The 24102-nt window shown below is 73.9% G+C and carries 24 protein-coding genes and 2 pseudogenes; 16 read left to right on the forward strand and 10 right to left on the reverse strand.

The features are described from left to right. The first annotated feature begins 19 nt into the window (after window positions 1-19). The 3 genes from C2L59_RS45640 to C2L59_RS45650 are packed head-to-tail and all read left to right on the forward strand — an operon-like array spanning window position 20 to window position 2402. Window positions 20-547, forward strand: a complete 528-nt coding sequence (locus C2L59_RS45640; protein WP_103355817.1) for a hypothetical protein — start codon at window positions 20-22, stop codon at window positions 545-547. Window positions 548-556: 9 nt separating this feature from the next. After that, on the forward strand, window positions 557-1357 hold the full coding sequence (locus C2L59_RS45645; RefSeq protein WP_103355818.1) for a DUF3592 domain-containing protein: 801 nt from the start codon (window positions 557-559) through the stop codon (window positions 1355-1357). Window positions 1358-1382: 25 nt separating this feature from the next. Then, entirely contained in the window at window positions 1383-2402 is a 1020-nt protein-coding gene (locus tag C2L59_RS45650) for a hypothetical protein (RefSeq protein ID WP_103355819.1), read from the forward strand. Window positions 2403-2414: 12 nt separating this feature from the next. On the opposite strand, the gene C2L59_RS45655 is transcribed toward C2L59_RS45650, so the two are convergent. Further along, window positions 2415-3635: an alpha/beta fold hydrolase gene (locus C2L59_RS45655; RefSeq protein WP_103355820.1), complete on the reverse strand. Its 1221-nt coding sequence runs from the start codon at window positions 3633-3635 to the stop codon at window positions 2415-2417. 68 nt (window positions 3636-3703) lie between these two features. Here C2L59_RS45655 and C2L59_RS45660 point away from each other — a divergent pair, with 68 nt between their 5' ends. Both C2L59_RS45660 and C2L59_RS49680 read left to right on the forward strand, forming a co-directional pair. Beyond that, a complete protein-coding gene (locus tag C2L59_RS45660) occupies window positions 3704-4327 on the forward strand; it encodes a TetR/AcrR family transcriptional regulator (RefSeq protein WP_233224078.1) in 624 nt (207 codons plus the stop codon). Between the two features lie 102 nt (window positions 4328-4429). Further along, entirely contained in the window at window positions 4430-4573 is a 144-nt protein-coding gene (locus tag C2L59_RS49680) for a hypothetical protein (RefSeq protein ID WP_233224090.1), read from the forward strand. Window positions 4574-4785: 212 nt separating this feature from the next. Here the strand turns inward: C2L59_RS49680 and C2L59_RS50555 are convergent. After that, window positions 4786-5202, reverse strand: a pseudogene (locus tag C2L59_RS50555) (carboxylesterase family protein); the annotation flags it as partial. On the opposite strand from C2L59_RS50555, the gene C2L59_RS49695 reads away from it, so the two are divergent. Further along, window positions 5117-5422, forward strand: coding sequence for a hypothetical protein (locus tag C2L59_RS49695; RefSeq protein WP_233224091.1), 306 nt, complete (start codon window positions 5117-5119; stop codon window positions 5420-5422). The pseudogene C2L59_RS50555 and the gene C2L59_RS49695 overlap by 86 nt on opposite strands. A 431-nt stretch (window positions 5423-5853) precedes the next feature. Here C2L59_RS49695 and C2L59_RS45675 read toward each other — a convergent pair whose 3' ends face one another. Further along, window positions 5854-6936 carry an L-dopachrome tautomerase-related protein gene (locus C2L59_RS45675; protein WP_103355891.1) on the reverse strand — a complete coding sequence of 361 codons (1083 nt, stop codon included), beginning with the start codon at window positions 6934-6936 and terminating at the stop codon, window positions 5854-5856. A 209-nt stretch (window positions 6937-7145) separates the two neighbouring features. On the opposite strand from C2L59_RS45675, the gene C2L59_RS45680 reads away from it, so the two are divergent. The 5 genes from C2L59_RS45680 to C2L59_RS45700 all read left to right on the forward strand — a co-directional run bounded on the left by C2L59_RS45680 (window position 7146) and on the right by C2L59_RS45700 (window position 13091). Beyond that, entirely contained in the window at window positions 7146-8360 is a 1215-nt protein-coding gene (locus C2L59_RS45680; RefSeq protein ID WP_103355822.1) for a zinc-dependent alcohol dehydrogenase, read from the forward strand. A 66-nt stretch (window positions 8361-8426) separates the two neighbouring features. Further along, window positions 8427-8951 carry a (2Fe-2S)-binding protein gene (locus C2L59_RS45685; protein WP_199199780.1) on the forward strand — a complete coding sequence of 175 codons (525 nt, stop codon included), beginning with the start codon at window positions 8427-8429 and terminating at the stop codon, window positions 8949-8951. Beyond that, complete coding sequence (locus C2L59_RS45690) at window positions 8948-9955, forward strand: xanthine dehydrogenase family protein subunit M (RefSeq protein WP_103355823.1); 1008 nt, start codon at window positions 8948-8950, stop codon at window positions 9953-9955. Before C2L59_RS45685 ends, C2L59_RS45690 begins: the two co-directional genes overlap by 4 nt. Further along, window positions 9952-12042 (forward strand): xanthine dehydrogenase family protein molybdopterin-binding subunit, encoded by a 2091-nt coding sequence (locus C2L59_RS45695; RefSeq protein WP_103355824.1) that lies wholly within the window; start codon window positions 9952-9954, stop codon window positions 12040-12042. Before C2L59_RS45690 ends, C2L59_RS45695 begins: the two co-directional genes overlap by 4 nt. 125 nt (window positions 12043-12167) lie before the next feature. Next, window positions 12168-13091 carry an NADP-dependent oxidoreductase gene (locus tag C2L59_RS45700; RefSeq protein WP_103355825.1) on the forward strand — a complete coding sequence of 308 codons (924 nt, stop codon included), beginning with the start codon at window positions 12168-12170 and terminating at the stop codon, window positions 13089-13091. A gap of 30 nt (window positions 13092-13121) precedes the next feature. Here C2L59_RS45700 and C2L59_RS45705 read toward each other — a convergent pair whose 3' ends face one another. Then, window positions 13122-13976 (reverse strand): helix-turn-helix transcriptional regulator, encoded by an 855-nt coding sequence (locus tag C2L59_RS45705; RefSeq protein ID WP_199199793.1) that lies wholly within the window; start codon window positions 13974-13976, stop codon window positions 13122-13124. Window positions 13977-14069: 93 nt separating this feature from the next. Between C2L59_RS45705 and C2L59_RS45710 the strand changes: the two genes are divergently transcribed. Then, entirely contained in the window at window positions 14070-15026 is a 957-nt protein-coding gene (locus C2L59_RS45710) for an SDR family NAD(P)-dependent oxidoreductase (RefSeq protein ID WP_103355826.1), read from the forward strand. Between the two features lie 57 nt (window positions 15027-15083). Then, window positions 15084-15464 (forward strand): VOC family protein, encoded by a 381-nt coding sequence (locus C2L59_RS45715; RefSeq protein ID WP_199199782.1) that lies wholly within the window; start codon window positions 15084-15086, stop codon window positions 15462-15464. Between the two features lie 27 nt (window positions 15465-15491). Here the strand turns inward: C2L59_RS45715 and C2L59_RS50560 are convergent. Then, window positions 15492-15623: pseudogene (locus C2L59_RS50560) on the reverse strand (GMC oxidoreductase); the annotation flags it as partial. A gap of 5 nt (window positions 15624-15628) precedes the next feature. Between C2L59_RS50560 and C2L59_RS50005 the strand changes: the two are divergent. Beyond that, on the forward strand, window positions 15629-15763 hold the full coding sequence (locus C2L59_RS50005) for a hypothetical protein (RefSeq protein WP_255410373.1): 135 nt from the start codon (window positions 15629-15631) through the stop codon (window positions 15761-15763). Between the two features lie 37 nt (window positions 15764-15800). Here the strand turns inward: C2L59_RS50005 and C2L59_RS45720 are convergent, their stop codons facing one another. Further along, on the reverse strand, window positions 15801-16133 hold the full coding sequence (locus tag C2L59_RS45720) for a helix-turn-helix domain-containing protein (protein ID WP_103355827.1): 333 nt from the start codon (window positions 16131-16133) through the stop codon (window positions 15801-15803). 400 nt (window positions 16134-16533) lie between these two features. Here C2L59_RS45720 and C2L59_RS45725 point away from each other — a divergent pair, with 400 nt between their 5' ends. Continuing rightward, window positions 16534-16983 carry an ATP-binding protein gene (locus tag C2L59_RS45725; protein ID WP_103355828.1) on the forward strand — a complete coding sequence of 150 codons (450 nt, stop codon included), beginning with the start codon at window positions 16534-16536 and terminating at the stop codon, window positions 16981-16983. A gap of 15 nt (window positions 16984-16998) precedes the next feature. Here C2L59_RS45725 and C2L59_RS45730 read toward each other — a convergent pair whose 3' ends face one another. Together C2L59_RS45730 and C2L59_RS45735 are read right to left on the reverse strand one after the other, a co-directional pair. After that, the gene (locus C2L59_RS45730; RefSeq protein ID WP_233224079.1) at window positions 16999-17844 is read right to left on the reverse strand and encodes a class I adenylate-forming enzyme family protein; all 846 of its coding nucleotides are present in this window, start codon (window positions 17842-17844) and stop codon (window positions 16999-17001) included. 160 nt (window positions 17845-18004) lie between these two features. Further along, window positions 18005-18325, reverse strand: a complete 321-nt coding sequence (locus tag C2L59_RS45735; RefSeq protein WP_370444844.1) for a hypothetical protein — start codon at window positions 18323-18325, stop codon at window positions 18005-18007. Window positions 18326-18676: 351 nt separating this feature from the next. On the opposite strand from C2L59_RS45735, the gene C2L59_RS45740 reads away from it, so the two are divergent. After that, entirely contained in the window at window positions 18677-21343 is a 2667-nt protein-coding gene (locus tag C2L59_RS45740; protein WP_103355831.1) for a SpoIIE family protein phosphatase, read from the forward strand. Window positions 21344-21358: 15 nt separating this feature from the next. Here C2L59_RS45740 and C2L59_RS50160 read toward each other — a convergent pair whose 3' ends face one another. Further along, on the reverse strand, window positions 21359-23497 hold the full coding sequence (locus C2L59_RS50160; RefSeq protein ID WP_103355832.1) for an FUSC family protein: 2139 nt from the start codon (window positions 23495-23497) through the stop codon (window positions 21359-21361). Between the two features lie 336 nt (window positions 23498-23833). Beyond that, window positions 23834-24067 carry a hypothetical protein gene (locus tag C2L59_RS47315; RefSeq protein WP_146060535.1) on the reverse strand — a complete coding sequence of 78 codons (234 nt, stop codon included), beginning with the start codon at window positions 24065-24067 and terminating at the stop codon, window positions 23834-23836. Window positions 24068-24102 lie beyond the last annotated feature (35 nt).

Consider the following 24102-nt stretch of genomic DNA (forward strand, 5'->3'; position numbering starts at 1 on the left):
ACAGCGAAAGGCAGGACCGATGTTCAAGAAGATCCGCGACAAGGTCAACGAGGCGACCCGGCAGGGCGCGGCCCGCGGCGCCCAGGAGTTCCAGCAGCACGCGGAGCAGTTCCGGCAGGCGGCCGCGGCCCAGGGCCACGACATCACGCCCCAGCTGCCGACCCCGCAGCTGGCCGCGCAGGCGCTGCGGAACCTGTACGCCGACCCCGCCATGGCGGAGTTCATGGCGCTGCCCGCCGACGAACAGCTGCGCCAGCAGCAGGAACTGCAGGCTTACGGCACGGAACTGCGGCGCCTGTACGACACCGGCGAGGCGGCCACCCTGGTCGTGCGGGCCCTTGAGCCCACGCACCGGACGGTGGCCGGGCAGGCCCGCTACACCGCGACGCTGGAGGTCACCCGCGCCGACGGCACCACCTACCGGACGGTGACGCCGCTGATCACGCCGCCGGCGACGATCCAGCAGTACGCGCCCGGCACCCGGCACGAGGCCCGCGTCGACCCGGCCGACCCGGCGAAGGTCGCCGTGTTCGGCCTGATCGCCTAGAGGGCCGCGGTGTTCGCCTTCGGCCTGCTGGGGAAGCCTCGGCCGGTCCGCCGGCCGGGCCGGCGGTGGTGGCTGCTCGGGGTCCCCACGACGCTCGCGTGGGCGGCGGCCGGCTGGTCCGGGGCGCTCGGGCTGCTGGACGGCTTCCGGCTGATGTCGCTGAACCGCGTCGACGCGTGGGGGGTCGACGCGGGCCCGGTGGTTTCGCTCGTGCTGTTCTTCAGCGTCGCGATCACGGTGGCGTCCTCGCTCGGCTTCGCGATGCTGTGGGCCGCCGGCCCGTCGCCGGGGCGGGTCGGCGCCGGCTTCCGGGCGGGTTCCCTGACCACGGCGCTCGGCGTGGCGCTGGGCAGCGGCCTGGCGATCCCGTCGTGGACGCCGCCGGAGTCGGTGGGGCAGCGGCTGCCGGTTTCCGGCGGCCGGGCCGAGCCGTGGTCCGATGTGGACTGGGTCGTGTACTACGAGCCGTACCTGGTGCCCGCGGTGTCCGCGCTGGCGGCCCTGATCATGATCACGGTGCTGCTGCGGGCGTACCTCACCGAAGCGGAGGCGGACGACCGCGTGCAGGCGCTGCGCCACCGCGGCCGCCAGGTGACCGGCTTCGTCACGCACGTCGAGTGCACCGACGTCTGGATCATGGGGCACCCGCAGTTCGTCGTCCACGTCCGCTTCCCGGCGGAGACGGGGGAGCGCACGGTGGTGACGACCCTGGTCACGCCGCTGCTGCAGGCGCCCGCCCGCGGCTCGGCGGTGCTGGTCCGCTACGACCCCCAGGACCCGGATTCCGTGCTGGTGGAACCGGCCCCGTAACCCCGCGAAAGCCTGGAGTACCACCATGTCCGCTGTGCCCGCCCCACCCGGCCCGGCCGCCCTCGCGCGCGGGTTCGCGACCGGCGGCGTCACCGGGGCGACCCTGAGCGCCTTCGTCGCCGGGATCATCCTCGAACGCGTCCCCCTGATCCTGATCGCCTGGGGACTTCCGCTCGGCTACGGCCTGCTGCTCTTCCTGGCCGGCCTGCCGAGACGAGCCCGCGAGGAATCCGTCGTTCCCCGGCTGGCCCTGGCGAGGATCGAGGGCCGGCACGCCGGCGGCACCGAGACGGGGGACGTCCCGCTCACCCTGATGCTCACGATCGCCCCCGGCGACGCACCGTCGTTCCGCACCGAGATCACCGAGCACGTCAACCTGGTCGACCTCCCGCGCTACCGGACGGGCGACGTCCTCGTGGTCGCCTACCCGCCGGACCGGCCGTGGCGGGCCCGGGTCGTGCCGGAGCCGGCAGCGGAGTGGCGGCGCCGGGCGGCCGGCGCGGTCGTCGAGCCGGCGCCGGAATCCACGCTGGTCCACGAGCCACCGGAGGGATGGGCGTTCGCGGTCGCCGTCCTCATCGGACTCGTGCTCGGCGCGGCCGTCGTCCTCGGCCGGTTCCACGGGGAGCTGTTCGCCCCGGAGCCGGCCGTGGAGGAGCCGTCGTCGTCCACGTCGACGACCTCGTCCGCCGGCTCCGCCACGGTCACCGTCACCGGTTCGCTGCTGGACGCGGGCGCACTGCGCCGGGCCGTGGACGCCCTGGCCGGCACGACCGACGTTTCGCAGGTTCTCACCGCCGTCGTCCAGGACCACCGGCTGTCGGTGGTGTTCGCGCCCACCGACGCCCCGGTTCCGCGCTTCGACCTGCGCGAGGTGCCGGTGGACCGGATCCCGGACCTGGTCCGGCAGGCCACGAGCACCCACGACGTCGGCGCACCGCGGACCTGGCAGGTCACGATCGTCCGGCTGCCGGCCGAGAGCACCGTCCGCGCCACCGTGACCGGCCCCGGGGGCAGCGCCTCCGTCGTCCTGCCGCCTCGATGAGCGGCGTCCCGGTCACGGCGACCGAGCCTGCAGGGCCGGGTCGGCGAGCGCGTGGGCGGCGGCGGTGGGGGCGTAGCGGGCCATCGCGGCGACGAGGGCCCGGATGCCCTCACGGACCTCGGGTGCCGGCCGGGCGGTGCGGGCGACGTCGAGCTCGTTGGCGATGGTGAGCAACGCGAAACCGGCGAGGTCTTCGCCGGCCAGGGCAACGACTTCGCCGGTGAAGCGATCGGTGAGCGGGAGCGGGACCGCGCCGAGACGCGCGTACGTCGTCCGCCGTTCGCAGGCGCCGTAACGGTGGACGAGGGCTTCGGCCTCGTCACCGATCGCCGCGCGCAGGCGGGCCCGGCGATCCGGCGCCAGCAGCCGGTGGGGGAAGCCGTCGGTGCCGTAGGCGGCGTGGCAGAGCGCGGCGAGCCGGACGCGACGGCTCCCGCGCCAGGCCGCCACCAGGTCGCGCACCCGCCGGCTGTGGTCGAGGAGGTTCCCGCCGGGATGGGCGAGCCGCTCCGCGCCCAGAGTGCGCAGCAGCGCCAGAGCCGGCCACTCGGCGGTGGCGGCGGCGATGGTCGCGGCGAGTGCCTCCGGCCGGTCGCGGGCGACGAGGTGCCCGGCGTCCGCAACGGCGGTCACCGTGGCCTGCGGGGCCGAACGCAGGAACCCGGTGACGTCGTCGCCGGTGACGGCCGACCCCGGGCCGCCGCGGACGAGCAGCAGCGGCAGGTCGAGCTGCGCGAGGGCCCGGCCCAGCCGCGGGACCTGGCCGAGGATGTCGTCGACGAGCGCGGCGTGCGCTTCCAGCACGCCGAGGCCGGCCAGGAACCGGCGGACCCGGTGCCGGTCGAGCCCGGGCACGACGTCCACCAGCACGAGGCCCGCCGCCCGTACCCGCACCGCCGGATCGCCGAGCGCGGCCACGGCGGCGAGCCCGCCCAGCGAAGCGCCGACGACCACGCACCCGGGCGGCTCGGCGGCCAGCATCGCCCCGACGTCGTCCACATAGGATTCGAACGCCGAGGCTGAGCCACCGCTGTCCCCGTGTCCGCGCTGGTCGTAGGCCACGCACCGGAACCCGGCCGCCGTCAGATGCGCGACGACCGGCGTCCACACCCGGCGGCGTTCGCCCCCGGCGTGCAGCAGCAGGACAGCGGGTCCGCGGCCCGCCTCCGTTCCGTGCAGGACCACGTCGGGGCGCTCGAGGTGACGCGCCCGCGGGGCGGTGGGATCGGCCACGGCGCCTCCTTACCTGGTGATATCAAGGTAAGCCCGTTGCCTTGACTCGTCAAGGTAAGGTGGTGCGGGTGACAGGTGCGCGAGTGCGCCGCCCGGCCGGCGAAGCGAGACGCCTCATCCTGGACGCGGCCGAGGAACTCCTTGCCGAAGGCGGCGCGGCGGCCGTCCAGGTGCGCGCGGTCGCGGCCCGGGTCGGCATGACCGACGCGGGGATCAGCCACCACTTCGGCACCCGCGACCGGCTCCTGGAGGCGCTGCTGCGCCACGGCGGCCGGAAGATCCGGGACGGCGTGGCGGCGGTGCTGGCGTCCTGGCTCGGCCGCCGCGCCGAACCCGGCGAACTGGTCGAGGCCTTGGCCGCGTTCTACCGTCGCGGCTACGGCGAGCTCGCCGTGTCCCTCCACGCGGCGGGGTGGCGGGACGACGGCTCGGGGATGCTCGCCCCCGTCGTCGAGGCGCTCCACGCCCTGCGCCCCGACCGCGACGACGTCCCCGTCGAAGACACCCGGCTCGCCGTCGCCGCGCTGCACCAGGCCCTCGCCACCGAGCCGCTGTACGGGCCGGCGTTCCGCCGCAGTGCCGGCCTCACCGGCGAGGCGGCCGCGGATGGTGACTCGCAGCTCCGCTGGTGGACGACGACCCTCACCCGCGCCCTCGGCCTCGACCCCGGGGCGGCGCGGTTCACCAGGTGACCGGTGAAGGCCTCCTCACTTTTCCGGCGCGGCAGGACGTTCGGGGCGCGGGCCCAGGCGGTCCCACAGGCGGTCGCAGAGGAGCTGAGCGGGATCTGCGTGGTGAGCGGGCTGTCTCCCGCGGCGTCGAGCGACATGACCACCGGGTTGTCCGGGTTGTCCGGCGTGTACGGCTCCCACCGGGGCGTGCCGTCGACCGTGGGGTTGCCGGTGCGGGCGAATCCGGTCCACCGCGCGACCAGCTGACCCGACAGGACCCGCTGGTCGGGGATCAGCTTGGTGCCCTCCGGCAGCAGCAGGAGCCACTCGGCGATGTGGTAGGCCCCGTTGGGGGCCGAGGGGTCCACGAAGAACTGCGGGAGCCCCGCAGGCACGCCGCCGCGGCACCGCAGCCGACTGCGCAACGCCGCCTGCTGGTCCTGGAGCCCGCAGTCACCCACGAGTCCGCCGAAGGCTTCGTGCGCCAGGAACCCGAAGATCCCGAGGCGGTAGTTGACCTCCACGCCGATGACGTTGCCCGCCGCCGTCAGGTGGCTCGCGTCCTGCGGTTTCCACAGCGGGAACCCGCCGCCGTGGATCTGCACCATCACCGCCAGCGGGCCGGGACCCCGCTTGGCGGGGACGCGGACGGTCGGGTTGAGGCAGTCTTCGTCAGCCGACCCCGGCCCGGTGCCGGCGGGTCGCGGACACTGGTTCCCTTCCGTGGTCGCGGGAAACGGCCCGGTCCACGGTGCGGGCCGCCGCGGTGGTTCCCGGCGCAGGTCGCCGGCCGGGGGCGCGGCGTATCGGATGCTCGGCCAGGAACCGACTTCCGTGCCCGCGACTCCGCAGGCCGGGCCGTCGTCGGTGGTCACGGTGGTGCCCGGTGAGCACACCGGGGCCGCCGATGCCGTGGGTGCCGGTATCGCCGACGGCAACACGAGCACGACGGCGGCCGTCAACGCGGCGGTGGTCTTCCGGTGGAAGATCATCCGTCCTCCTGATCCGGAAGGCTCCGATCGCCACGCTGGCCACCGCACCGAAGGGCACAACCTCCGTTCGCTGTCCCGGAACGGTCGATTTCCGGGCGGAAATGGTGTTTTCCGCGGCCCATGACGTCAGCTGCGTTCGCCGATCCGCAGCAGTTCCGGGGTGATGGTGAGCCGCCGATACCGGCGGCGTTGCCAGGCCGCGACGCGGCAGGGCGAAATCGCGCAGGAAGTCCGGTTCGAGGCGATTGACGCCTACCGTTCCGGGCGGCCGCCGTCGTCTTCGCTGTCGACGCCGGGTACGCCAGATACCGCCAGGAAGGCCCGCTGGTCCGCGAAATCTGGAGTAGGGCGCAGCCCGGCACCGGGTCCAGGCTGCGACATATCGCAGCCTGCCGAGCGAATCGCCTGCCCAGTGGCGAACGTTCCTGGAAGTCGAAATCTTCACGGCCGACGCCGCCGACAAGTCCTGAGGCTCACTTCGTCGCAGTACGGCGGCGGCTCGCCGAAGCCGGCAACCTCGCCTGCAGGACGTCATCGCCGCGCTGGCTCGTGGGGTCAGCGGAGGTTGACCGGGCCGGCGTCGATCGGGGTGCGGAACAGGTAGTACGGGTACTGCCGTTCGTCCTTGCCGCCGCGGTACTTGTCCTGGCGGTGAAGCTGGTTCGCGGTGACGTAGAGGTGGCCGTCCGCCACGGACATCGTGTCGGGCCACAGCAGCCGCGGGTCGTGGACGACGGTCTCCCAGCGGCCGTCCGGGTGGCGGCGGTGGATGGCGTTGTGCTCGCCGTCGGTGACGTAGAGGCGGCCCTGGTCGTCGGTTTCCAGGCCGTCGCCGGCGCCGCCCTTGTCGCCTTCGTCGATGAGTGTCGCGGCGACCGCGTCGTCGTCGAGCTCGCGGTTGATCAGGGCCTCGGTGGCGACGCTCCACCACCGGCGGGACGCCAGGCAGCAGTAGTACAGGCGGGCGCCGTCGGCGCCGATGGCGATGCCGTCGGCCCCCATCTTCACCGGGCTGGTGGTGCCGTCCTCGGAGCGTTCGACGAAGTCGCGTCCTTCCACGACCATGCGCAGGTCCGGTAGCAGTTCGGCCTTGGTGCTGGGGTGGTCGTGCAGCCGCCGCCAGGATTCGCCGGTGTTCAGGTCGACCACGATGATCCCGTTGGGCCCCTGGTCCGAGGAGTCCGTGATGAACGCGACCCCGCGGCCGAGGTCGAACCGGACGTCGTTGAGGTAGGTGGTCGGCAGGGCCACGTCTTCGGGGAACAGGATGGTGGCGGTGATTTCGTCGCGTTCGAGGTCGACGCAGACGAGCTTGGGACCGCCGTGGGCGGTGGGCCGGAACAACGGGCTGCCGGTGTCGAGGATCCACAGCCGGTCGCCCGCGTCGACGACGATGCTCTGCACCGACACCAGGGCGGCCGGGTCGGTGTCGCTCTCGGGATCGTTGAAGGCTTGGCCGGGGTAGGGAACGAGGTCGCCGTCGCGCAGTTCGGCGACGGTGAAGCGCACGTCGTCCCCCCACTTCGGGAAGTTGACGAACACCCGCCCCCGGCGCGACACGCTGACACCGGTCGGCATCGGCCCGGTGAATTCGTGGACGACTTCGAGTTCGCCCAGTGGCTGGTCGGTTCCGGGCATGGCGATCACACCGTTCCGATCGCAGTCGGGGCGATTCCGCCGAGGCTTTCCGGGCGGCACTCGAGCAGGGGCAGCGTCATCAGTCGTCCTCCGTCGTGGTGGCGTGGGTGGCGGCGTACCCGGCCGGCGCTGCGTCAATCCCTTCGCCACCGAAGGCGTACCGGCCACCAGGGCGGGTACGCGGGTGGCTTCCGGCCGAAGGAGGAGCAGTGAAGGCAGTGGTCTGGCACGGCATCGGGGACATCCGCATCGACGAGGTGCCCGACCCGAAGATCCTCGAACCCAGCGACGCGATCATCCGGATCACGCGGTCGGCGATCTGCGGCACCGACCTGCACCTGGTCCGCGGCACCATGCCCGGCATGCAGCCCGGCACCATCCTGGGCCACGAAGCCGTCGGGGTGGTCGAAGACTTCGGCCCGGCCGTGCGCGGCCTCTCCCGCGGGGACCGGGTGGTCGTGACCTCGACCATCGGCTGCGGCACGTGCTCCTACTGCCGGGCCGGGTACTTCGCCCAGTGCGACACCGCGAACCCGAACGGCCCTTCGGCGGGGACGTCGTTCTTCGGCGGACCGGAGACGACCGGCCCGGTCGACGGGCTGCAGGCCGAGTACGCGCGCATCCCCTTCGCGATGACGACGCTGGTGCGGATCCCCGATCCGGTGACCGACGACCAGGCGATCCTGGTGTCCGACATCTTCCCGACCGCGTGGTTCGGCGCCCGGCTGGCCGAAGTCGGCCAGGGTGACAACGTGCTGGTGCTGGGCGCCGGCGTGGTCGGGCAGTTCGCCATCGCCTCGGCCAAGCGGCAGGGCGCGGGCCGGGTGTTCGTCGTCGACGGGCTGGCGTCGCGGCTGGACAAGGCCCGGGGGCAGAACGCGGAGACCATCGACTTCACCCGCGAAGATCCGGTTGCGCTGGTCAAGGAGCTGACCGGTGGCATCGGGGTGGACCGGGTGATCGACGCGGTCGGGGTGGACGCCCAGCGGCCGTCGAGCGGGCCGGCGGCCGACGAGCTGGAGCAGCAGGCCGGGCAGTTCGAGCAGGAGCGGGCGCTGGCCGCGCCGGACGCGGCGCCGTCGGGGGAGCAGTGGGTGCCCGGCAACGCGCCGAGCTTGGCCGTGCGGTGGGCGGTCGAAGCGGTCGCGAAGGCGGGCAGCATCGGCGTGATCGGGGTGTACCCGCCCGGCTTCGACCGGTTCCCGCTGGGTGTGGCGATGAACCGCAACCTCACGATCAGGATGGGCAACTGCAACCACCGCCGGTACGTGCCCCGCCTGCTCGGCATGGTCGCGTCCGGGGCGGTCGATCCGCTGGCGTTCATCACCCAGCACGAGGCTCCGGCGAACGCGATCGAGGCCTACGAGGCGTTCGACCGCCGCGAGGAAGGGTGGCTCAAGACCGTCCTGGACGTGTCGGCGTGATCAGCGCGGCGGTTTCGTCCCGTCGCGAACGGGTACGCGGAACGATCCCACGGAGAGGGCGGCCCCATGGTGGCGAGTGAAGACACCGGTGCGGAAAGCACGATCGCGGTGCGGGTCGACGGCACCGAACACCGGCTGGCGGTGGACCCGCGGCGCACCCTGCTGGACCTGGTCCGCGAGCAGCTGGGCGAGCCGGTCGCGAAGAAGGGCTGCGACCACGGCCAGTGCGGCGCGTGCACGGTGCTGGTCGGCGGCCGCCGGGTGCTGGCCTGCCTGACCCTGGCGGTGACCTGCGACGGCGCCGACGTCACGACGGCCGCCGGGCTGGCCGCCGACGGCGGGCTGCACCCGATCCAGCAGGCGTTCCTCGACCACGACGCCTTCCAATGCGGGTACTGCACCCCGGGCCAGATCTGCTCCGCGGCCGGGTTGCTGGCCGAGTTCGCCGAGGGCGCCCCGAGCCACGTCACCTCGCCGGTCGGCGCCGCCCCGGAGTGGTCCGACGAGGAGATCGCCGAACGGATGAGCGGGAACCTCTGCCGCTGCGGGGCCTACGCCGGGATCGTCGCCGCCGTCCGGAACTCGCGATGAAGACCTTCACCTTCGCCAAGCCCGCCACGGTGGCCGAGGCCGTGCGGGCCGTGACCGCGGACCCGGGCGCGGTGTTCCTCGGCGGCGGCACGAACCTCGTCGACCACCTCAAGCTGGGCGTGGCCCGGCCGGACCGGGTCGTCGACGTCACCGGCGTCACGCCGGCGGAAATCCGCGAGGACGACGCCGGCGGCCTGTTCGTCGGGGCCGCGGTGCGCAACAGCGACCTCGCCGCGCACGCCACGGTCCGCGAACGGTACCCGGTGCTCGCCGAAGCGCTGCTGTCCGGTGCCTCGGCCCAGCTGCGGAACATGGCCACCACCGGGGGAAACCCGTTGCAGCGCACCCGCTGCCTGTACTTCCAGGACGTCACGACGCCGTGCAACAAGCGCGAACCCGGCTCGGGTTGTTCCGCGCTCGGCGGCGCCACGCGCCAGCACGCGATCCTCGGCGCGTCCGACGCCTGCGTGGCCACGCACCCGTCCGACCTGGCGGTCGCGCTGGCCGTCCTGGACGCCCGGGTGCACGTCACCGGGCCGGTCGGCGAGCGGGAAATCGCTTTCACCGAGCTGCACCGGCTGCCCGGCGACCACCCCGAACGGGACACCGTGCTGGAGCACGGCGAGCTGATCACCGGCTTCACCCTGCCCGCGGGGCCGTGGGCGCGGCGGTCGGCCTACCGCAAGGTCCGCGACCGGGCGTCGTATGCGTTCGCGCTGGTTTCGATCGCCGCCGGGGTGTCCGTTGTGGACGGAAAGATCGACGACGTCCGGGTGGCCTTCGGCGGGGTGGCGCACAAACCCTGGCGGGCCACCGAGGCGGAGGCCGTGCTGCGCGGCGCCCGGCCGGGCGAGGAGGTCTACCGCGCCGCCGCGGACGCCGAGCTGGCCGGGGCCCGCGCGCTCGACGGCGTCGACGGCGGCAACGCCTTCAAAATCCCGCTCGTCCGACGCACCCTGGCCGCGGTGCTGCGCGAGCTGACGACCGAGGAGCCGACCCGATGACCGAGCTGCTCGAACCCCGCGCCATGGGCACCGCCACCACCCGCCGCGACGGCCCGGCCAAGGTCACCGGAACCGCGCCGTACGCCTTCGAAGCGCCCGCCGACGGGCCGCTGTACGGCCACCCGGTGCAGGCGACCATCGGCCGCGGCCGCTGCGCCCGGATCGCCACCGTGCCCGCCGAGAGCCTCGACGGCGTGGTGCGGGTGATCACGCCGTTCACCGCCGAGCGGCTGGCGAGCACCGACGACGCCGAGCTGGCCGTGCTGCAGGACAACGAGATCCCCTTCCGCGGGCACGTCGTCGCGCTGGTGCTGGCCGAGACGCCGGAGACCGCCCGGTACGCCGCGGAGCTGGTGGAGGTCGAGTACGACGTCGAGCCGCACGACGTCGAGCTCAGCGCCGGCCGCAGCGACCTGTACGCGCCGGACTCGGTCAACCCCGACTTCCCGACCGACACCGCGCAGGGCGACGCCGACGCCGAACTCGGGCGGGCGGAGGTGACCACCGACGAGACGTACACGACGGCGATGCAGCACAACAACCCGCTGGAGCCGCACGCCACCACCGCGTTGTGGGACAACGGGATGCTGACCCTGTGGGACTCCACCCAGGGTGTCCACCCGGTGCGCTCGGCCATCGCGGACGTCTTCGGGCTGCCCGAGGAGAAAGTCCGGGTCCGCTGTCCGTACGTCGGCGGCGGGTTCGGCTCGAAGGGCACCCCGCACGCGAACGTCGTGCTCGCCGCCCTGGCCGCCCGCGCGGTGCCGGGGCGCCCGGTGAAGCTGGCACTGACCCGGCAGCAGATGTTCGCCCTCGCCGGCTACCGGACGCCGACGATCCAGCGCGTGCGGCTCGGCGCGGACCGCGACGGGCGGCTGCGCGCGTTGCGGGTCGACGTCGTCGAGCAGACGTCGCGGATCAAGGAGTTCGCCGAGCAGACCGGGGTGCCCGCGCGGATGATGTACGCGGTGCCGAACCGGGCCACCGGCCACCGGCTCGCCGCGCTGGACGTGCCGGTGCCGTCGTGGATGCGGGCGCCGGGGGAGTGTCCGGGGATGTTCGGCCCGGAGGTCGCGATGGACGAACTCGCCGTCGCTCTGGGCATGGACCCGATCGAGCTGCGGGTGCGCAACGAGCCCGAGCGGGATCCGGAGAACGGGCGGCCGTTCTCCAGCCGCAACCTGGTGGCGTGCCTGCGCACCGGGGCCGAGCGGTTCGGCTGGGCGGAGCGGGACCCGCGGCCCGGGATCCGCCGCGACGGCCGGTGGCTGACCGGCACCGGCGTCGCGGCGTCGGTGTACCCGGCGAAGCGCTCGCCCGGGTCCACGGCGTTGATCCGGTTCGAGGACGGCCGGTACGTGGCCGAGATCGGCGCCGCCGACCTGGGCACGGGAGCTTGGACGATCCTGCCGCAGATCGCCGCCGACGCCCTCGGGGTCCCGGCCTCGGACGTCGAGGTCCGCATCGGCGACACGGGCTACCCGAAGGCGACCGTCGCCGGCGGCTCCTCCGGCACGGCGTCCTGGGGGACGGCGGTGGTCGCGGCGGCGCAGGCGTTCCGCGACAAGTTCGGCACCGACCCGGCCGAGGGCGCCGAGGCGAGCGCGGACACGCCGGAGAACCCGGCCGAGGAGCAGTACTCGATGTACGCCTTCGGCGCCCAGTTCGCCGAGGTGCGCGTCGACGCCGACACCGGCGAGATCCGCGTTTCGCGGTTGTGGGGCACGTTCGCGGCCGGCCGGATCGTCAACCCGGTGACCGCCCGGTCCCAGTTCCTCGGCGGGATGACGATGGGCCTGTCCATGGCGTTGTTCGAAAGCAGCACGATGGACCCGCGCACCGGGCACGTGGTCAACCACGACCTGGCCGAGTACCACATCGCCACCAACGCCGACGTCGCCGACCTGCGCGCCGACTGGCTCGACGAGCACGACCCGCACGTCAACCCGATGGGCACCAAGGGCGTCGGCGAGATCGGCATCGTCGGCACCGCGGCGGCGGTCGCGAACGCGGTGTACCACGCGACCGGGGTCCGGGTCCGGAAGCTGCCGATCACCCTCGACGCGCTGCTGCCCGGGCTCCCGTGACTCCCCTCCCGCCGGGGGCCGCTGTGACCTGCGTCTCGGCCGGTTGCCCCTGACACCGGTGTCACCGGTGAGGATGGCGGCAACGCCCGGAACCACCGGGCGGTCATCCGGAAGGTGGCGGAAAAATGGGGCAGGCGTGGGGTTTCCGGGGTTTCGGCGGCCCGGAGGTGCAGGAGTTCTTCGCACGTCCCGATCCCGTCCCCGGTTCCGGTGAGGTGCTGATCCGGGTCGACGTCGCCGGCGTCAACCCGCTCGACCACCTCCTGCGCGCCGGGCTGGTCCCCGGCCTCGACGGCGGGCGTCCGTTCCCCCGCGTGCTGGGCATGGAAGCGGCCGGGACGGTGCTCGCGCTGGGGGAGGACGTCGACGGGCTCGAGGTGGGGGACGCGGTTTTCGGCTTCGCGCTCACCGGCGGCGGCACGTACGCCGAGACGACGGTGCTGTCCGCGGCGAACACCGCACGCGTTCCGGAGGGCCTGTCCCCGACGGTGGCGGCGACGCTGCCGGTGGCGGGAACGACCGCGGTGGACGCGCTGGACCAGCTCGGCCTCCCGGCCGGCGCCACGATCCTGGTCAACGGCGTGGGCGGCGGAGTCGGTCTCGCGGTGGCCGGGCTGGCCGCGGCGCGCGGGCTGAACGTGCTCGGCACCGGCAGTGCCGCCAAGCGCGCGCAGGCCGAGGCCGTCGGCGTGCAGTTCGTCGACTACACGGCGCAGGACGTCGTCGCAGCGGTCCGCGAGCCGGCGCCGGACGGCGTCGACGGAATCGTCGACCTGGTCGGCGGCCCCTCGCTGCGGACGGTCGCCGCGCTGGCTCGTGAGCCCCGCACCGTCATCGCGGTGGGGGACCAGTCGGTGGCCGAGCTGGGTGGCCGGTTCGTCGAGCGCCGCCTCGACCGCGAGAACCTGGCGCGCGCGGCCCGGCTGGCCCTGGAGGGGGTGCTCGCGCCGGTGATCTCCGCCGTTCACCCGCTGTCGGACGCCCCGGCCGCGCTGGCCACCGTCGAGAACGGGCATGCCGCGGGCAAGGTCGTCATCAAGGTGACCTGAGCCGGGGCGCCGGCGTTCCGGACGTTGTGCTCAAAGCTGGAGCGACTGGGTGCCGAGGACGGCGGCGAGGGCCAGGCGGTCGGCGTCCTCGCTGCCGGGCTCGGCGGTGTAGACGCTGATGCGCAGGTCGTCCAGGGCGACGAGCAGCGTGTCGCAATCGAGGGTGATCGAGCCGACCGCCGGGTGGTCGATGGTCTTGCGCCGGGACGGGTCGGCCGCGGGCGGCGGTGCCTCGGCGTCCCACAGCTCGGCGAACCGCGGGCTGCCGGCGGCCAGGTCGGCGAGCAGGCGGCGCAGCGTGCGGTCGGCGGGGTAGCGCGACGCGGTCAGGCGCAGGTCGGCCACCAGCCGGGCTTCGTGTTCGGCCTGTTCCCGCGGGGTGTGCACGACTCGCGAGGGCAGCCGGGCGACGTTGCGCCAGACGGCGTTGCGTTCCAGCCCGCGCCAGCCGGTCGTGTCGCCCATGAGCGCGTTGTAGGGCGCATTGGCCAGCACGAGCGTCCAGGTGGCGTCGTAGACGACCACCGGGGTGTGCGACAGCCGGTCGAGCAGCCGTTGCACGCTCGGGGCGACCCGCGACGGCACGACGTCCGGACCGGGCGCGACGTGCCCGGCCAGCCGGTAGAGCAGGTCCCGTTCGGCGTCGGCCAGGCGCAGCGCGCGGGCCAGCGACTCCACGACCTGGGTCGACGGCGCCGTCGCGCGTCCCTGTTCGAGGCGGGTGAGGTAGTCGGCCGAGATGCCGGCGAGCGCGGCCAGCTCTTCGCGGCGCAATCCGCTGGCGCGCCGCCGCCGGCCCGCCGGCACGCCGACCGCCTCGGGTGCGGCCCGGTCGCGCCAGCGCCGCAGCGTCCGGCCGAACTCCCACGCTTCCACGTGGTCCATTCTGGACGAGTGCGCCCGGGTTGTCCTGGCCCTGGGAGTCCTACGAAAACCCGACGACTGGCTGCGGCCGCTACGGGCTCGCAGGCTGGAGCCATGACCGAACCCGGAACCGTCCTCATCACCGGCCCGACGCGCAACCTGGGCCGCCACGCCGTGCTGGCCATGGCCGGCCGCCCGGACGGGCAGCGACCCGACCTGCTGCTCGTCGGCCGCGCCGGGCGCGACCTGACCGCGGTCGCCGGCGAGGCGCGTGCCCTCGGGGCGCACGTCCACGAGATCGGCTGCGACCTGGCGAGCCTGGCCGACGTCCGTGCCGCCGCGGCCACCGTCCGCGGCCTGCTCGCCGACGGCGCCGTCCGCCCGTTGCGCGCGCTGGTCGCCAACGCCGGCACCATGTCGGCCGACACCCGCCGGGCCTCGGCCGACGGCTACGAGCTGACCTTCGCCGTCAACCACCTCGCGCACGCGCAGCTCATCGGCGACCTGCTCACGTCGTTCACCGCCCCGGCGCGGGTGGTGCTCGTCGGCTCGAACACCTACCAGGCCAACTTCTGGCGCAAGCTGCTGCGCGTGCCCGAAGCGAAGTGGGCCGACCCCGCCGAGCTCGCCCGCCCGGCCGGCGGCGAGCAAGCCCCGGGCATGGCCGCCTCCGGCGTCGCCTACTCCAACGCCAAGCTCGCGATCCTGTATTACGCCCACGAACTGCAGCGCCAAGCCGGCCCGGGGATCACCGTGTCCGTGTTCGAGCCGGGCTGGATGCCCGGCACCGCGCTGGGCCGCGGCGCCCCCGCGGCGTTCCAGGCGATGAGCCGTGCCCTGGGCCGGATTCCGGGCGTCTCGACCCCGCAGCGTTCGGGGCCCCTGCTGGCCGCGATGGCCCTCGACGAGAAGTGGGCGCACCTGCGTGCCGGCGCGTTCGTGGTGAAGACCAAGCTGACGGAGGCCGAGCCGATCGCGCACGACCGCGCCCGCGAGCGCCGCTTGTGGGAGGCGACCGCCGAGCTGCTGGACCGCGCGGGCGCGTCGAGTACCCGGGACGGCGAGCTGTGACGGGATGAGTTCCCGCAACGCCAGGCGGCATGACCGCGCCTCGGATAGTCTCACGCGGTGCATCGCAGCCGGCTGTTCGGAATCTTCATCGACACGCCTGTGGCGGAAGCCGGTTCGGCGGCGGGTTTCTGGTCCGCCGCCTTGGGAGTTCCGGCACGTTCCGTGGCGGGCGAGGAACAGTTCACCTCGCTGGACGGTGCCGTGCCCGATCTGGTCGTCGACATCCAGGCGGTCGACGACGAGCCCCGCTACCACGTCGACATCGAGACGGATGACGTGGCGGCGGAGGTGGCCCGGCTGACGGCTCTGGGCGCGAAGCCGGTCTCGCGCTGGCTGGAGTGTCACACGCTGCGCGCGCCCGGCGGCCACCTGCTCTGCGTGGTGCCGGTGCACAGCGATCCGGAGACGTTTCGCAGGCTTGCTCGTACGTGGCCGTGATGGTCGCCAGTTGACCGCGGCCGGGGAACCCGGCATCGATGCACCGTCCACACAGTACAGTCCGCGGTAGCCGTGCAGGCGTCCGTGGCCGTCCGTAGCCTGGCCGAGCGGCACGCCGCCGAGGGGGTGGGCCGCGTGCGGGCCCAGCGGGTCGAGCACTCGCCGTGGGGAAGGAGCTGCTGTGGGGCCGCACCGCCCGGCCGTCGCCGCGGGCGGGCATCGCGGCCACCGCCGGTGACGTGACCCGGGTCGAATCCGGTGGAAACGCGATCGCGCGTGGCTTTTCGGAGCGCCGCTGAGCGGTGTACCGCCGAGGAAGGCGGCACACCCACGGTGTCATTCTGTGGGCTGGGGACGGGAATTCTGTTGCTGGGCTTCGCGGAGCTGGTCTTCGAGGGACACGATGCGGCACGCCGCGTCGATGGCGGTGCCGTGGTCGACCAGTTCGCGCACGCGGGCGGCGATCCGCAACTGGTGGCGGGAGTAACGGCGGTGGCCGCCGGCGGACCGTTGCGGGGTGAGCAGCCCGGCTTCGCCGAGGCTGCGCAGGAAGCCTTGGGTGGCGCCGAGCAAGTCGGCGGCCCGGCCCATCGTGTAGGCGGGGTAGTGCTCGTCGTCGAACTTGTCGGCCGCGCTGGGCGTGGCCGGGCCTTGTCGGTCAGGAATCATTCCACCTCCGCATCACAGAGAGCCCCGGGTGCCACTACGGCACCCGGGGCCCTCGGAGGTTGGGATTTCACCATTGCCGACCGGCGCGACCGCCGGCGTTCTGCACCCGCGTCCAGCCGGGAACCGGCTTCCGCGGTGATCGCTTACTCGTGACCGAGCACCACCTCCGAACTCGATGGGACTACGGCACCCGCGCGGCACTACCCGGCCGCTGCGGGCGATCCAATGATGTTCCCGTTCCCTTCTCTTCTGAGTTCTCTCGCTGCGAGGAGAAGACTACACACGCCCGCCGCCGAATGTCTACTCCGGTGAGCATAGATTTTCTGGCCGTGTCGGCAGGCGCGAGTGGGATTCCCGAAACCGGGGTACCCCCAGGTGGACGACAGAAAGGGTCTCGTGCATGACTACCGACTCCCGCGACCCCTTGCCTGACGCGCCCGCAGCCGACTGTGACGGCGATGTCGCCGACCTCCACCGCCGCGGGCTGGAGGCGACTCCGCACCAGCTGGCCGGCCTGCGACGCCAGGTCGGCGAGTGGGCCCGGCGTGCCGGCCTGGCCGTGGGGCGGGTGCCGGACCTCGTGCTGGCCGTGTACGAGGCGATGGCCAACGTCGTCGTCCACGCTTACGCCGGCCACGCCGGGCTGCTCGACCTGAGCGCCCGGCATCACGGCCATCGCCTCACCGTGACCGTCGCGGATCGCGGGCAGTGGGAGCCCGCCCGCGTCCGCGGGCTGTTGCACGGCCGGGGGCTGCCCCTGATCCGCACCCTCGCCGACGAGGTGTCCCTCATCTCCAGTCCGGACGGCACCACCGTCGAGATGACCTGGGACTGCCGCGCGGCGAACTGACCGGGAGCAGCCGCCTCACCGCGGAAGCCTTCTTCCCGGCGCGGTCCGGTCCGGGTGTGCGGTGGCCAGCCGGGTGAGGGTCGTCCGGCTGACCTTTCCCGTCGGGCCCAGGGGCAGGCGGGGCAGGACGAGGAGGCGTTCCGGGAGCTTGACCGGTTCGAGGTCGTGGCGGGTGCGCAGGTACCCGGCCAGTTCGGCCAGGCCGGGTGGTGGGTGCCCGGGGTGGGCCACGATGCAGGCGCACAGCCGTTCCCCCAGGTCCGGGTCCGGAACGCCCACACAGCCGACCTCGGCCACGGCGGGGTGGCCGGACAGGTACGTTTCGACTTCGGCCGGGCTGATCGTGCGGCCGCCGCGGAGGACGATCTGACCGCCGCGGCCGGTCACGTGGAGTACGCCGTCCTCGTCGAGGAAGCCGCGATCGCCGGTGCGGACCCAGCCGCCGGCGGTGCGGTACCGGGAGTTCAGCCCGGGGTCGGCCACGTAGGACATCGGCGTCATCGGGCCGCGGGCGCGGACCTCCCCGGACGTGCCGGCGGGGAGCGGCCGGCCGGCTTCGTCGGTGACGGTGATCGTGGCGACCGCCGGGTCGGGGCGGCCGTCGACGGCGTTGTGGCAGTTCACGCCGTCGGTCGAGCCGTAGACGAGGATCACCGGGGTGCGGAACCGGGTCCGGACCCGCTGTTCGACCGCCGGGGGCATCGGAGCACCGCTGGACACCAGCGCGCGCAGCCCCGGCGGGCGACCGGTGCGGTGCCGCCCGGCCAGGCGGCTCAGCATCGTGGGCACGCCGAACACGTGGGTCGGTTCGTGCTCGTCGATCGCGCGCAACGCAGCGTCGGGGTCGAACCGCCGCGACACGATGAGCGTCCCGCGACGGGCGACCGGCCGGCGGCCAGTGTCGCGACCACGGTGGCATCGACGTCGAAACCCGTGGTGCGCAGCCCCGACCGGCAGGCCGCTTCGGCGAGCGGCAGGCCGGCGTGGCCCAGCCCGACCACGACCAGATCGACCCCGGGCCTCACGCGCCGACCGAGAACGAACCGGTGCCCGGCGCGACGTGCGTGCCGAACCCCGGTCGCACCGAGTCACCCGGCGTCAGGCACAAGGGATCGCCGTAGGTGGTGACCACTTCGTCGGTTTCGTTGATCAGCACGTGCGCGGCGACCGGCAGCTTATGACAGCCCTCCGGAGCTTCCCACGTGTCGAGTTGCTGGAATTCCGTGGAAAACACGACGACCCGGCCGGTCGCCGTGGCGGACTCGGCGGAAGCCGTCGATCCCGCCGGAAACGACACGGTGCAGAGCACAATTGCGGCGGCCGAGGCCGGCAGTTTCCTCATCATTACCTCCACGAATTCACGAACGCCCCGACCGAATTTAGCAACGCCGCCGCGGCGCGTCAGGAGGTCTGCGAACACCGGCCCGAAACGGGTGGGGTGACGGCATCGAAAGATCCGGAGGCGACCACCCAGCGTCGTTTCGGCGCCCGGTTCCGGAATGGATCGTGTACCAAGCGTGCTCTCCGTGATGCGCACAGTAGTCGTAGGTCGAGACCTCGGGCGCGGTGGATGTCGCCGGTGTGACGTGCCGGTGGTGGCCGGACACGGCGCTGAGCCGGTGACCCGGCCCGGCACCCGTTAGGCTGAATGGAGTCGTCGGTACGCCGTCGTTTCGTCGGGAAGCTTGGGAGCATGGGACCGGAGTACTTGCGAGAGCTCGTCGGCACCTTGCCGGTCGTCGTGTGGGAAGCCGATGCCCGCGATGGGCGCTATTCCTTCGTCTCCGGCGGTTCGGCCGCGCTGCTGGGGTACCCGCCGTCGGCCTGGATGGCCGATCCGGCGTTCGCGCTGTCGGTGGTGCACCCCGAGGACCGCGACCGCTACGCGCGGGCCCGGCGGGAAGACCGCTACGACGTCACCTTCCGCGGGATCGCCGGGGACGGCCGCACGGTGTGGTTGCAGGAAGTCGGTGAACGGCAGCCCGGTGGCACGAAGATCCGCGGCGTGCTGCTCTCGGCGTCCGAACGGCGCTCGGAAGCCGGGCGGCAGCGGTTCCTGACCGGCTTCGAACGCGGGATGCAGGACCTGGACGACGCCGAAGGGGTCATGGAGTACGCGGCCCGCAGCCTGGGGGAGTACCTCGGCGCGGACCGGTGCGCCTACGCCGAAGCCGAGGACGACGAAGACCATTTCCTGATGAGCGGCGACCATTCGACCGGGCTGCCGCCGCTGCCCGGCCGGTTTGCGATGTCGGCCTTCGGCGACGGGTGCATGCGGGCGATGCGCGCCGGTCAGCCGTGGGTCGTGGCCGACAGCTTCCACGACGAGCGCCTCGCGCCGGCGGACCTGGACGCGTACCGGGTGACCGGCATCCGGGCGGTGATCTGCGTGCCGCTGAGGCGCGGCGGCCGGTTCGTCGCGGCGATGGCCGTGCACCAGGCCACCGTCCGGCACTGGACCGCCGCGGAGACCGAGCTCGTCGAGCTCATCGTCGCCCGGTGCTGGGAATCGATCCAGCGCACCCACGCCGGGCGCGCGCTGCGCGACAGCGAGCGGCGCCACCGGTTGCTGGTCGAGCGCGCCACCGACGTGATCTGGGTGCTCGACCGCGACCTGTGCTTCGCCGAAGTCAACCCGGCGGCCTGTGAACTGCTGGGGTATCCGCGCGACGAGCTGATCGGCACCCCGATCACCGGCCTGCTCGACGACGACGCCGCCGAGCGGTGGCGGCAGCTGATCGCCGAGCCGGGCCTGGTCCGGGAAAGCACCGAGGTGCACCACGTGCGCCGGGCCGACGGTGAACCGATCGCCCTGGAACTCGGCATCCAGGTGACGCCGTCCGGGGTGCAGGCGATCGGCCGCGACGTCACCGAACGGCGCCGGCGAGAGGCCGAGCGGGAGCTGCTGCTGCAGCGGGAGCGCGAGATCGCCGAGACGCTCCAGCACAGCCTGCTCCCGCGCGAGCTGCCCGCGCTGGCGCGGGTGGCGGCCTCGGCGCGATACCTGCCGGCGGCGGTGCACGCCCAGACCGGCGGGGACTGGTACGAACTCGTCGAGGTGGGGGAGAGCCGGATCGCGCTGTCGGTCGGGGACGTGGTGGGCAAGGGCCCGCGGGCCGCGGCGGTGATGGGGCAGCTGCGCAGCGTCCTGGCCGCGAGCCTGCTCGACGGGCACGGCCCCGCCGCCGCGCTGGACCGCCTCGACGCCTTCGCCGCCCGCACCGAATGCGCGGCCGGGACGACCTGCGCGTGCCTCACCCTGGACTGGCGGACCGGCGAGCTGCGCTGGGCCGTGGCCGGGCACCCGCCACCCGTCGTCGTCGAGGACGGCACGGCCCGGCTGCTGACCGGCGGCGACCGCGTGCTGGGCGGCCCGGACCGCACCCCCTACCGGGAGGAGACGGCCACGCTCCTTCCGGGTGCGTCCGTCGTCCTCTACACCGACGGCCTGGTCGAACGCCGCGAGGAGCCCATCGACGACGGCCTGCGCCGGCTGTGCGGCGCCGCGGCCCGGGCCGCGGCCTCGGGACCGGAACAGCTGGTCGCCTCGGTCACCGGCGAACTCCTCGACGGCGGCCAGGAAGACGACGTCGCCGTGCTGGCGATCAGGCTCCTCCCGGCCCCCCTGCGGCAGCGGGCCCCGGCGACGACCGCGGTGCTGGCGCGGCTGCGCGAGGACGTCGCGCGGTGGTCGGCGCTGGCCGGGTTGAGCGGAGAAACGCACCAGGACCTCGTGCTCGCCCTCGGCGAGGCGGTCGCCAACTCCGTCGAGCACGCGTCCGCCGGCGAGGTGCGGTACTCGGTGTCCCGGACCGCCGACGGTCGCGTCGAGGCCTCCGCGGGCGACGACGGCCGCTGGCGCCCGGAACCGGCCGACAACAGCCACCGCGGCCGTGGCCTGCTGATCATCGAGGCGGTGTCCGAGGAAACCGCCATCGAGCGCGACGGCGGCGGCACGACGGTGCGGTTCCGGATCGCCCCGGACCCGGCTTCGCCGCGGGCGGCGGAACCGGTGCCCGCGGCGGTCTCCGCTCCCGCCACGCTCTCGGTGTCCGAAGTGGACCCCGGCGTCCTCGTCCTCGGCCTGACCGGGGACCTCGACCTGGAGACCACCGGCCAGGTCCGCCCGGCGGTGCTCGCCCAGCTGGAAGCGACGACCGCCGGCCGGGTGGTCGTCGACCTCACCGCCCTGCGGTACCTGAGCAGCTGCGGCGTCGCGCTGCTGCTCGACGTCGCGGTCCTCGCGCGGCGGAAGAACTCGGCCGTCACCGTGCGGACCGCGGAACGCTCGGCGCCCGAGCGGATCGTCCGGCTGGCCGGTCTGGCGTCGGCGTTCACCGTGGACACCGTCACGCGCTGAGGCGCCGGTCGGTGCCTACCGCCACCAAGGGCGGTGGCGCTGGGTCGCCACCACGCCGGCCGGCTCGACGAGTTCGGCGAGCCGGGCGGAGATGTGCTTGAGGTGCTCGTGGACCCACAGTGCGCAGGCGAGGTCGCGCACCGAGGCGCCGGGCTGCCGGAGGAGGTCCGGGAAGGCGGGCGGCGCGAGCATGGGGACGTCACCGTGGTCGGTGCGGTCCAGGCGGGAGGCCAGGTGGTCGTACCAGGCGGCGAGCTGGCCCGCCTGCTCGCCGAGGAGCCGGCGGAACGGGTCCGGGTCGACGTGGGGGTTCGGCAGCCCGGCCAGTGAGTGCGCGGTGAGCCGCGAGCGGACGGTCCCCATGACCAGCCGCCACAGGTCGGGCTTGGGGACGTGCTTGGTGCCCTGCTCGCTGAGGAACCCGCGGAGCGCGTCGTCGAGGCGTGCGCCGGCCGCGGTCGCCGCCGCGGGGGAGGGCGGGTCGTGGCGGAGGCCGAGCGCCCAGTTCGCGGCCGACGCCAGGTACGCGCCGCCGGCGCGGAACGCGTCGGCGAGGTCGTCGGCGACCACGGCCCTGGCGCCGCGGGGCCAGAACAGCGCGCCTGCCACCAGGCACACCGCGCAGCCGATCGCGACGTCCTCGATCCGCACGACCCCGATCTGCCAGCCGGCCGGGGCGAGCAGGTTGAACAGCACCGAGACCGTCACGGTGAAGGCCGCCTGGCCGGCGGTGAAGGGCAGCGCGCCCGGCGCGTAGCCGGCGACCAGCACCGCGATCGGGAGGGCGATCCACAACGCGGGCGCGCTGGTGCCGATGACCAGCAGCAGCACCGCACCGACGACGACGCCGAGTGCGGTGCCGAGCAGCGCCCGCAGCGCGGTCGACCCGGTCGCCGCCGCGTTGCCGCGCAGCACGGACAACGTGCCCAGCACCACCCAGAACCGGTGTTCGACGCCGCTGGCCCCGGCGACGACGACCGCCGCGGTCAGGGCCACCGCGCCGCGGAGGCTGTTGACGAACCACACCGACCGCAGGCTCGTGTGCGGAGAAGCGACCCGGGCGAGCGAGGCCATGGAGAGCCGGCGCGCCGGTCGTCCGCCGGGCACCGCGGCGCGGGCTTCGGTCACCGCCTCGCGGACGGCGAAGGCGCCGGTGCGGGCGTGGAAGGAGAGGTGCACCGCTTCGACGTAGCCGGGATCACCGGATCCCAGCGCGCGCAACCGTTCCACGCTCGCCTGGATCCGGCGGTCCAGCTCGCCCGCGTCGAAGGAGCTGGGCTGACCCGCCACCAGCCGGGAAACCTCGCGCAGGCCGGCGCTGGTTCCGGCGAGGAGTTCCCGTTCGACCTCGGGTGCCCCGCTGAGGTCCGGGTACTCGCTCGTGGTGTCGGCGATGACCGAAGCGCACCATTCGAGCAGGCCGACCAGGGTGTCGAGGGCCTGGTCTTCGGCGGCCAGCCCGGTGGGGCGGTAGGGCGTCGCGGTGAACTCGTCGATCAGGCGGTGTTTGGCTTCGACGGCGGCTTCGTGCGCGGTGGCCACGTCCGCGCCGTCGCGCAGGGCCGCGTCCAGGTGGTCGGCCAGCGCGCCGGCCGCCCGCGACGCCGCGTCCCGCAGGGCCGTGGCCGGGGACCGGGGCGACAGCAGCAGGACGGCCGCGGTGCCGACCACCGAGGCCAGCCACCAGCCGCCGAGGCGGGCCGGCACCATGCTCATCGTGCCGGGGGAGGCGGCCGGGAGGACGTAGGCGAGCAGCGCGGCGACGCCCCCGGCGGCCGCGTTCGGGCCGGCGACCCCGCCGAAGAGCACCAGGAAGGTGACGACGAGCGTGACGACCGCCGCCAGTGGCAGCGACGCGCTGGCGGCGGTGCCGATGACGAGCAGGACGCTGCCCGTGACCGCGAGTCCGAAGTGGGCGCGCAGCTTGTCCCGCCGATCGCCGCCGAACGACGCCATGACCAACGTGGCGAACCCGCCGAAGGCGGCGTACGTCGCCACCTGCAGGTCGCCGAGCACCGCGATGCTGAACGCGAAGAGGACGGGGACCACCAGGGTGGCGCGGACGGCACGCAGCGCGGCGGTCGACGACCACTGCGGGATCCAGTCCCGGGGCGCGGCCCGGCGGGTCTTCAGAGCGGGGGAGTCGATCGCCACGCGCCGAGCATAGACGGCGCCGTCGGCGCGAACGCCCTGCTGGCGAGCCCGCGGCCGGGCACCGGTCCGTGCCGCGCTCAGCCCACGGGTGGACGCCCGCTTCAATCCGGAGCTTGAGGATTCCGGCGGCGAGGCGCCCTGGCGTTCCTGCGGTGACCGGAGGAGGGAACATGGCGGTGACGGCCGCGGGGCGGGGCGAGCGGAGCGCGGTGGCGGTGATCTCGGCCGTCGCCGCCGTCTCGTCGGCAGCACCACGGACGGCTCGGTGTGGCAGCTGGCCTTCGGCTACAACGGACTCACGCGGCTGGTCGGCGGCACGACCGGCATCGGCGGCGGCTACAGCGCCACGGTCGGCGCGGCCCTCGGCGGGGCCGCGGGTCCGCTGCGGCTGTTCGACGCGGAGGTCGGCGGGCAGATCGCCGGGCTGCTGCCGCTCGCCCTGGTGTCCTTGGTCGTCGCCGCGTGCCGCGCTCGCGGGGCCTCGCCGCGGGCGAAGGCGGGCTGGGCGCTGTGGGGTGGCTGGCTGGTCGCGGGGCCGCGGTCTTTTCCTTCACCGGCGGCATCTTCCACGCGTACTACACCGCCGAGCTGGCGGCGGCGATCGC

This window comes from Amycolatopsis sp. CA-128772, from assembly GCF_002904295.1.
GTDB lineage: Bacteria > Actinomycetota > Actinomycetes > Mycobacteriales > Pseudonocardiaceae > Amycolatopsis.

Coding starts and splice junctions, on each gene's coding strand:
- C2L59_RS49695 (WP_233224091.1), top strand. CDS start 5,117: ATGCTCGGCCAGGAACCGACTTCCGTGCCCGCGACTCCGCAGGCCGGG.
- C2L59_RS45720 (WP_103355827.1), bottom strand. CDS start 16,133: ATGATTCCTGACCGACAAGGCCCGGCCACGCCCAGCGCGGCCGACAAG.
- C2L59_RS45700 (WP_103355825.1), top strand. CDS start 12,168: ATGGGGCAGGCGTGGGGTTTCCGGGGTTTCGGCGGCCCGGAGGTGCAG.
- C2L59_RS45740 (WP_103355831.1), top strand. CDS start 18,677: ATGGGACCGGAGTACTTGCGAGAGCTCGTCGGCACCTTGCCGGTCGTC.
- C2L59_RS45650 (WP_103355819.1), top strand. CDS start 1,383: ATGTCCGCTGTGCCCGCCCCACCCGGCCCGGCCGCCCTCGCGCGCGGG.
- C2L59_RS45690 (WP_103355823.1), top strand. CDS start 8,948: ATGAAGACCTTCACCTTCGCCAAGCCCGCCACGGTGGCCGAGGCCGTG.
- C2L59_RS45735 (WP_370444844.1), bottom strand. CDS start 18,325: ATGAGGAAACTGCCGGCCTCGGCCGCCGCAATTGTGCTCTGCACCGTG.
- C2L59_RS45675 (WP_103355891.1), bottom strand. CDS start 6,936: ATGCCCGGAACCGACCAGCCACTGGGCGAACTCGAAGTCGTCCACGAA.
- C2L59_RS45705 (WP_199199793.1), bottom strand. CDS start 13,976: ATGGACCACGTGGAAGCGTGGGAGTTCGGCCGGACGCTGCGGCGCTGG.
- C2L59_RS45725 (WP_103355828.1), top strand. CDS start 16,534: ATGACTACCGACTCCCGCGACCCCTTGCCTGACGCGCCCGCAGCCGAC.
- C2L59_RS45710 (WP_103355826.1), top strand. CDS start 14,070: ATGACCGAACCCGGAACCGTCCTCATCACCGGCCCGACGCGCAACCTG.
- C2L59_RS45685 (WP_199199780.1), top strand. CDS start 8,427: ATGGTGGCGAGTGAAGACACCGGTGCGGAAAGCACGATCGCGGTGCGG.
- C2L59_RS45640 (WP_103355817.1), top strand. CDS start 20: ATGTTCAAGAAGATCCGCGACAAGGTCAACGAGGCGACCCGGCAGGGC.
- C2L59_RS45695 (WP_103355824.1), top strand. CDS start 9,952: ATGACCGAGCTGCTCGAACCCCGCGCCATGGGCACCGCCACCACCCGC.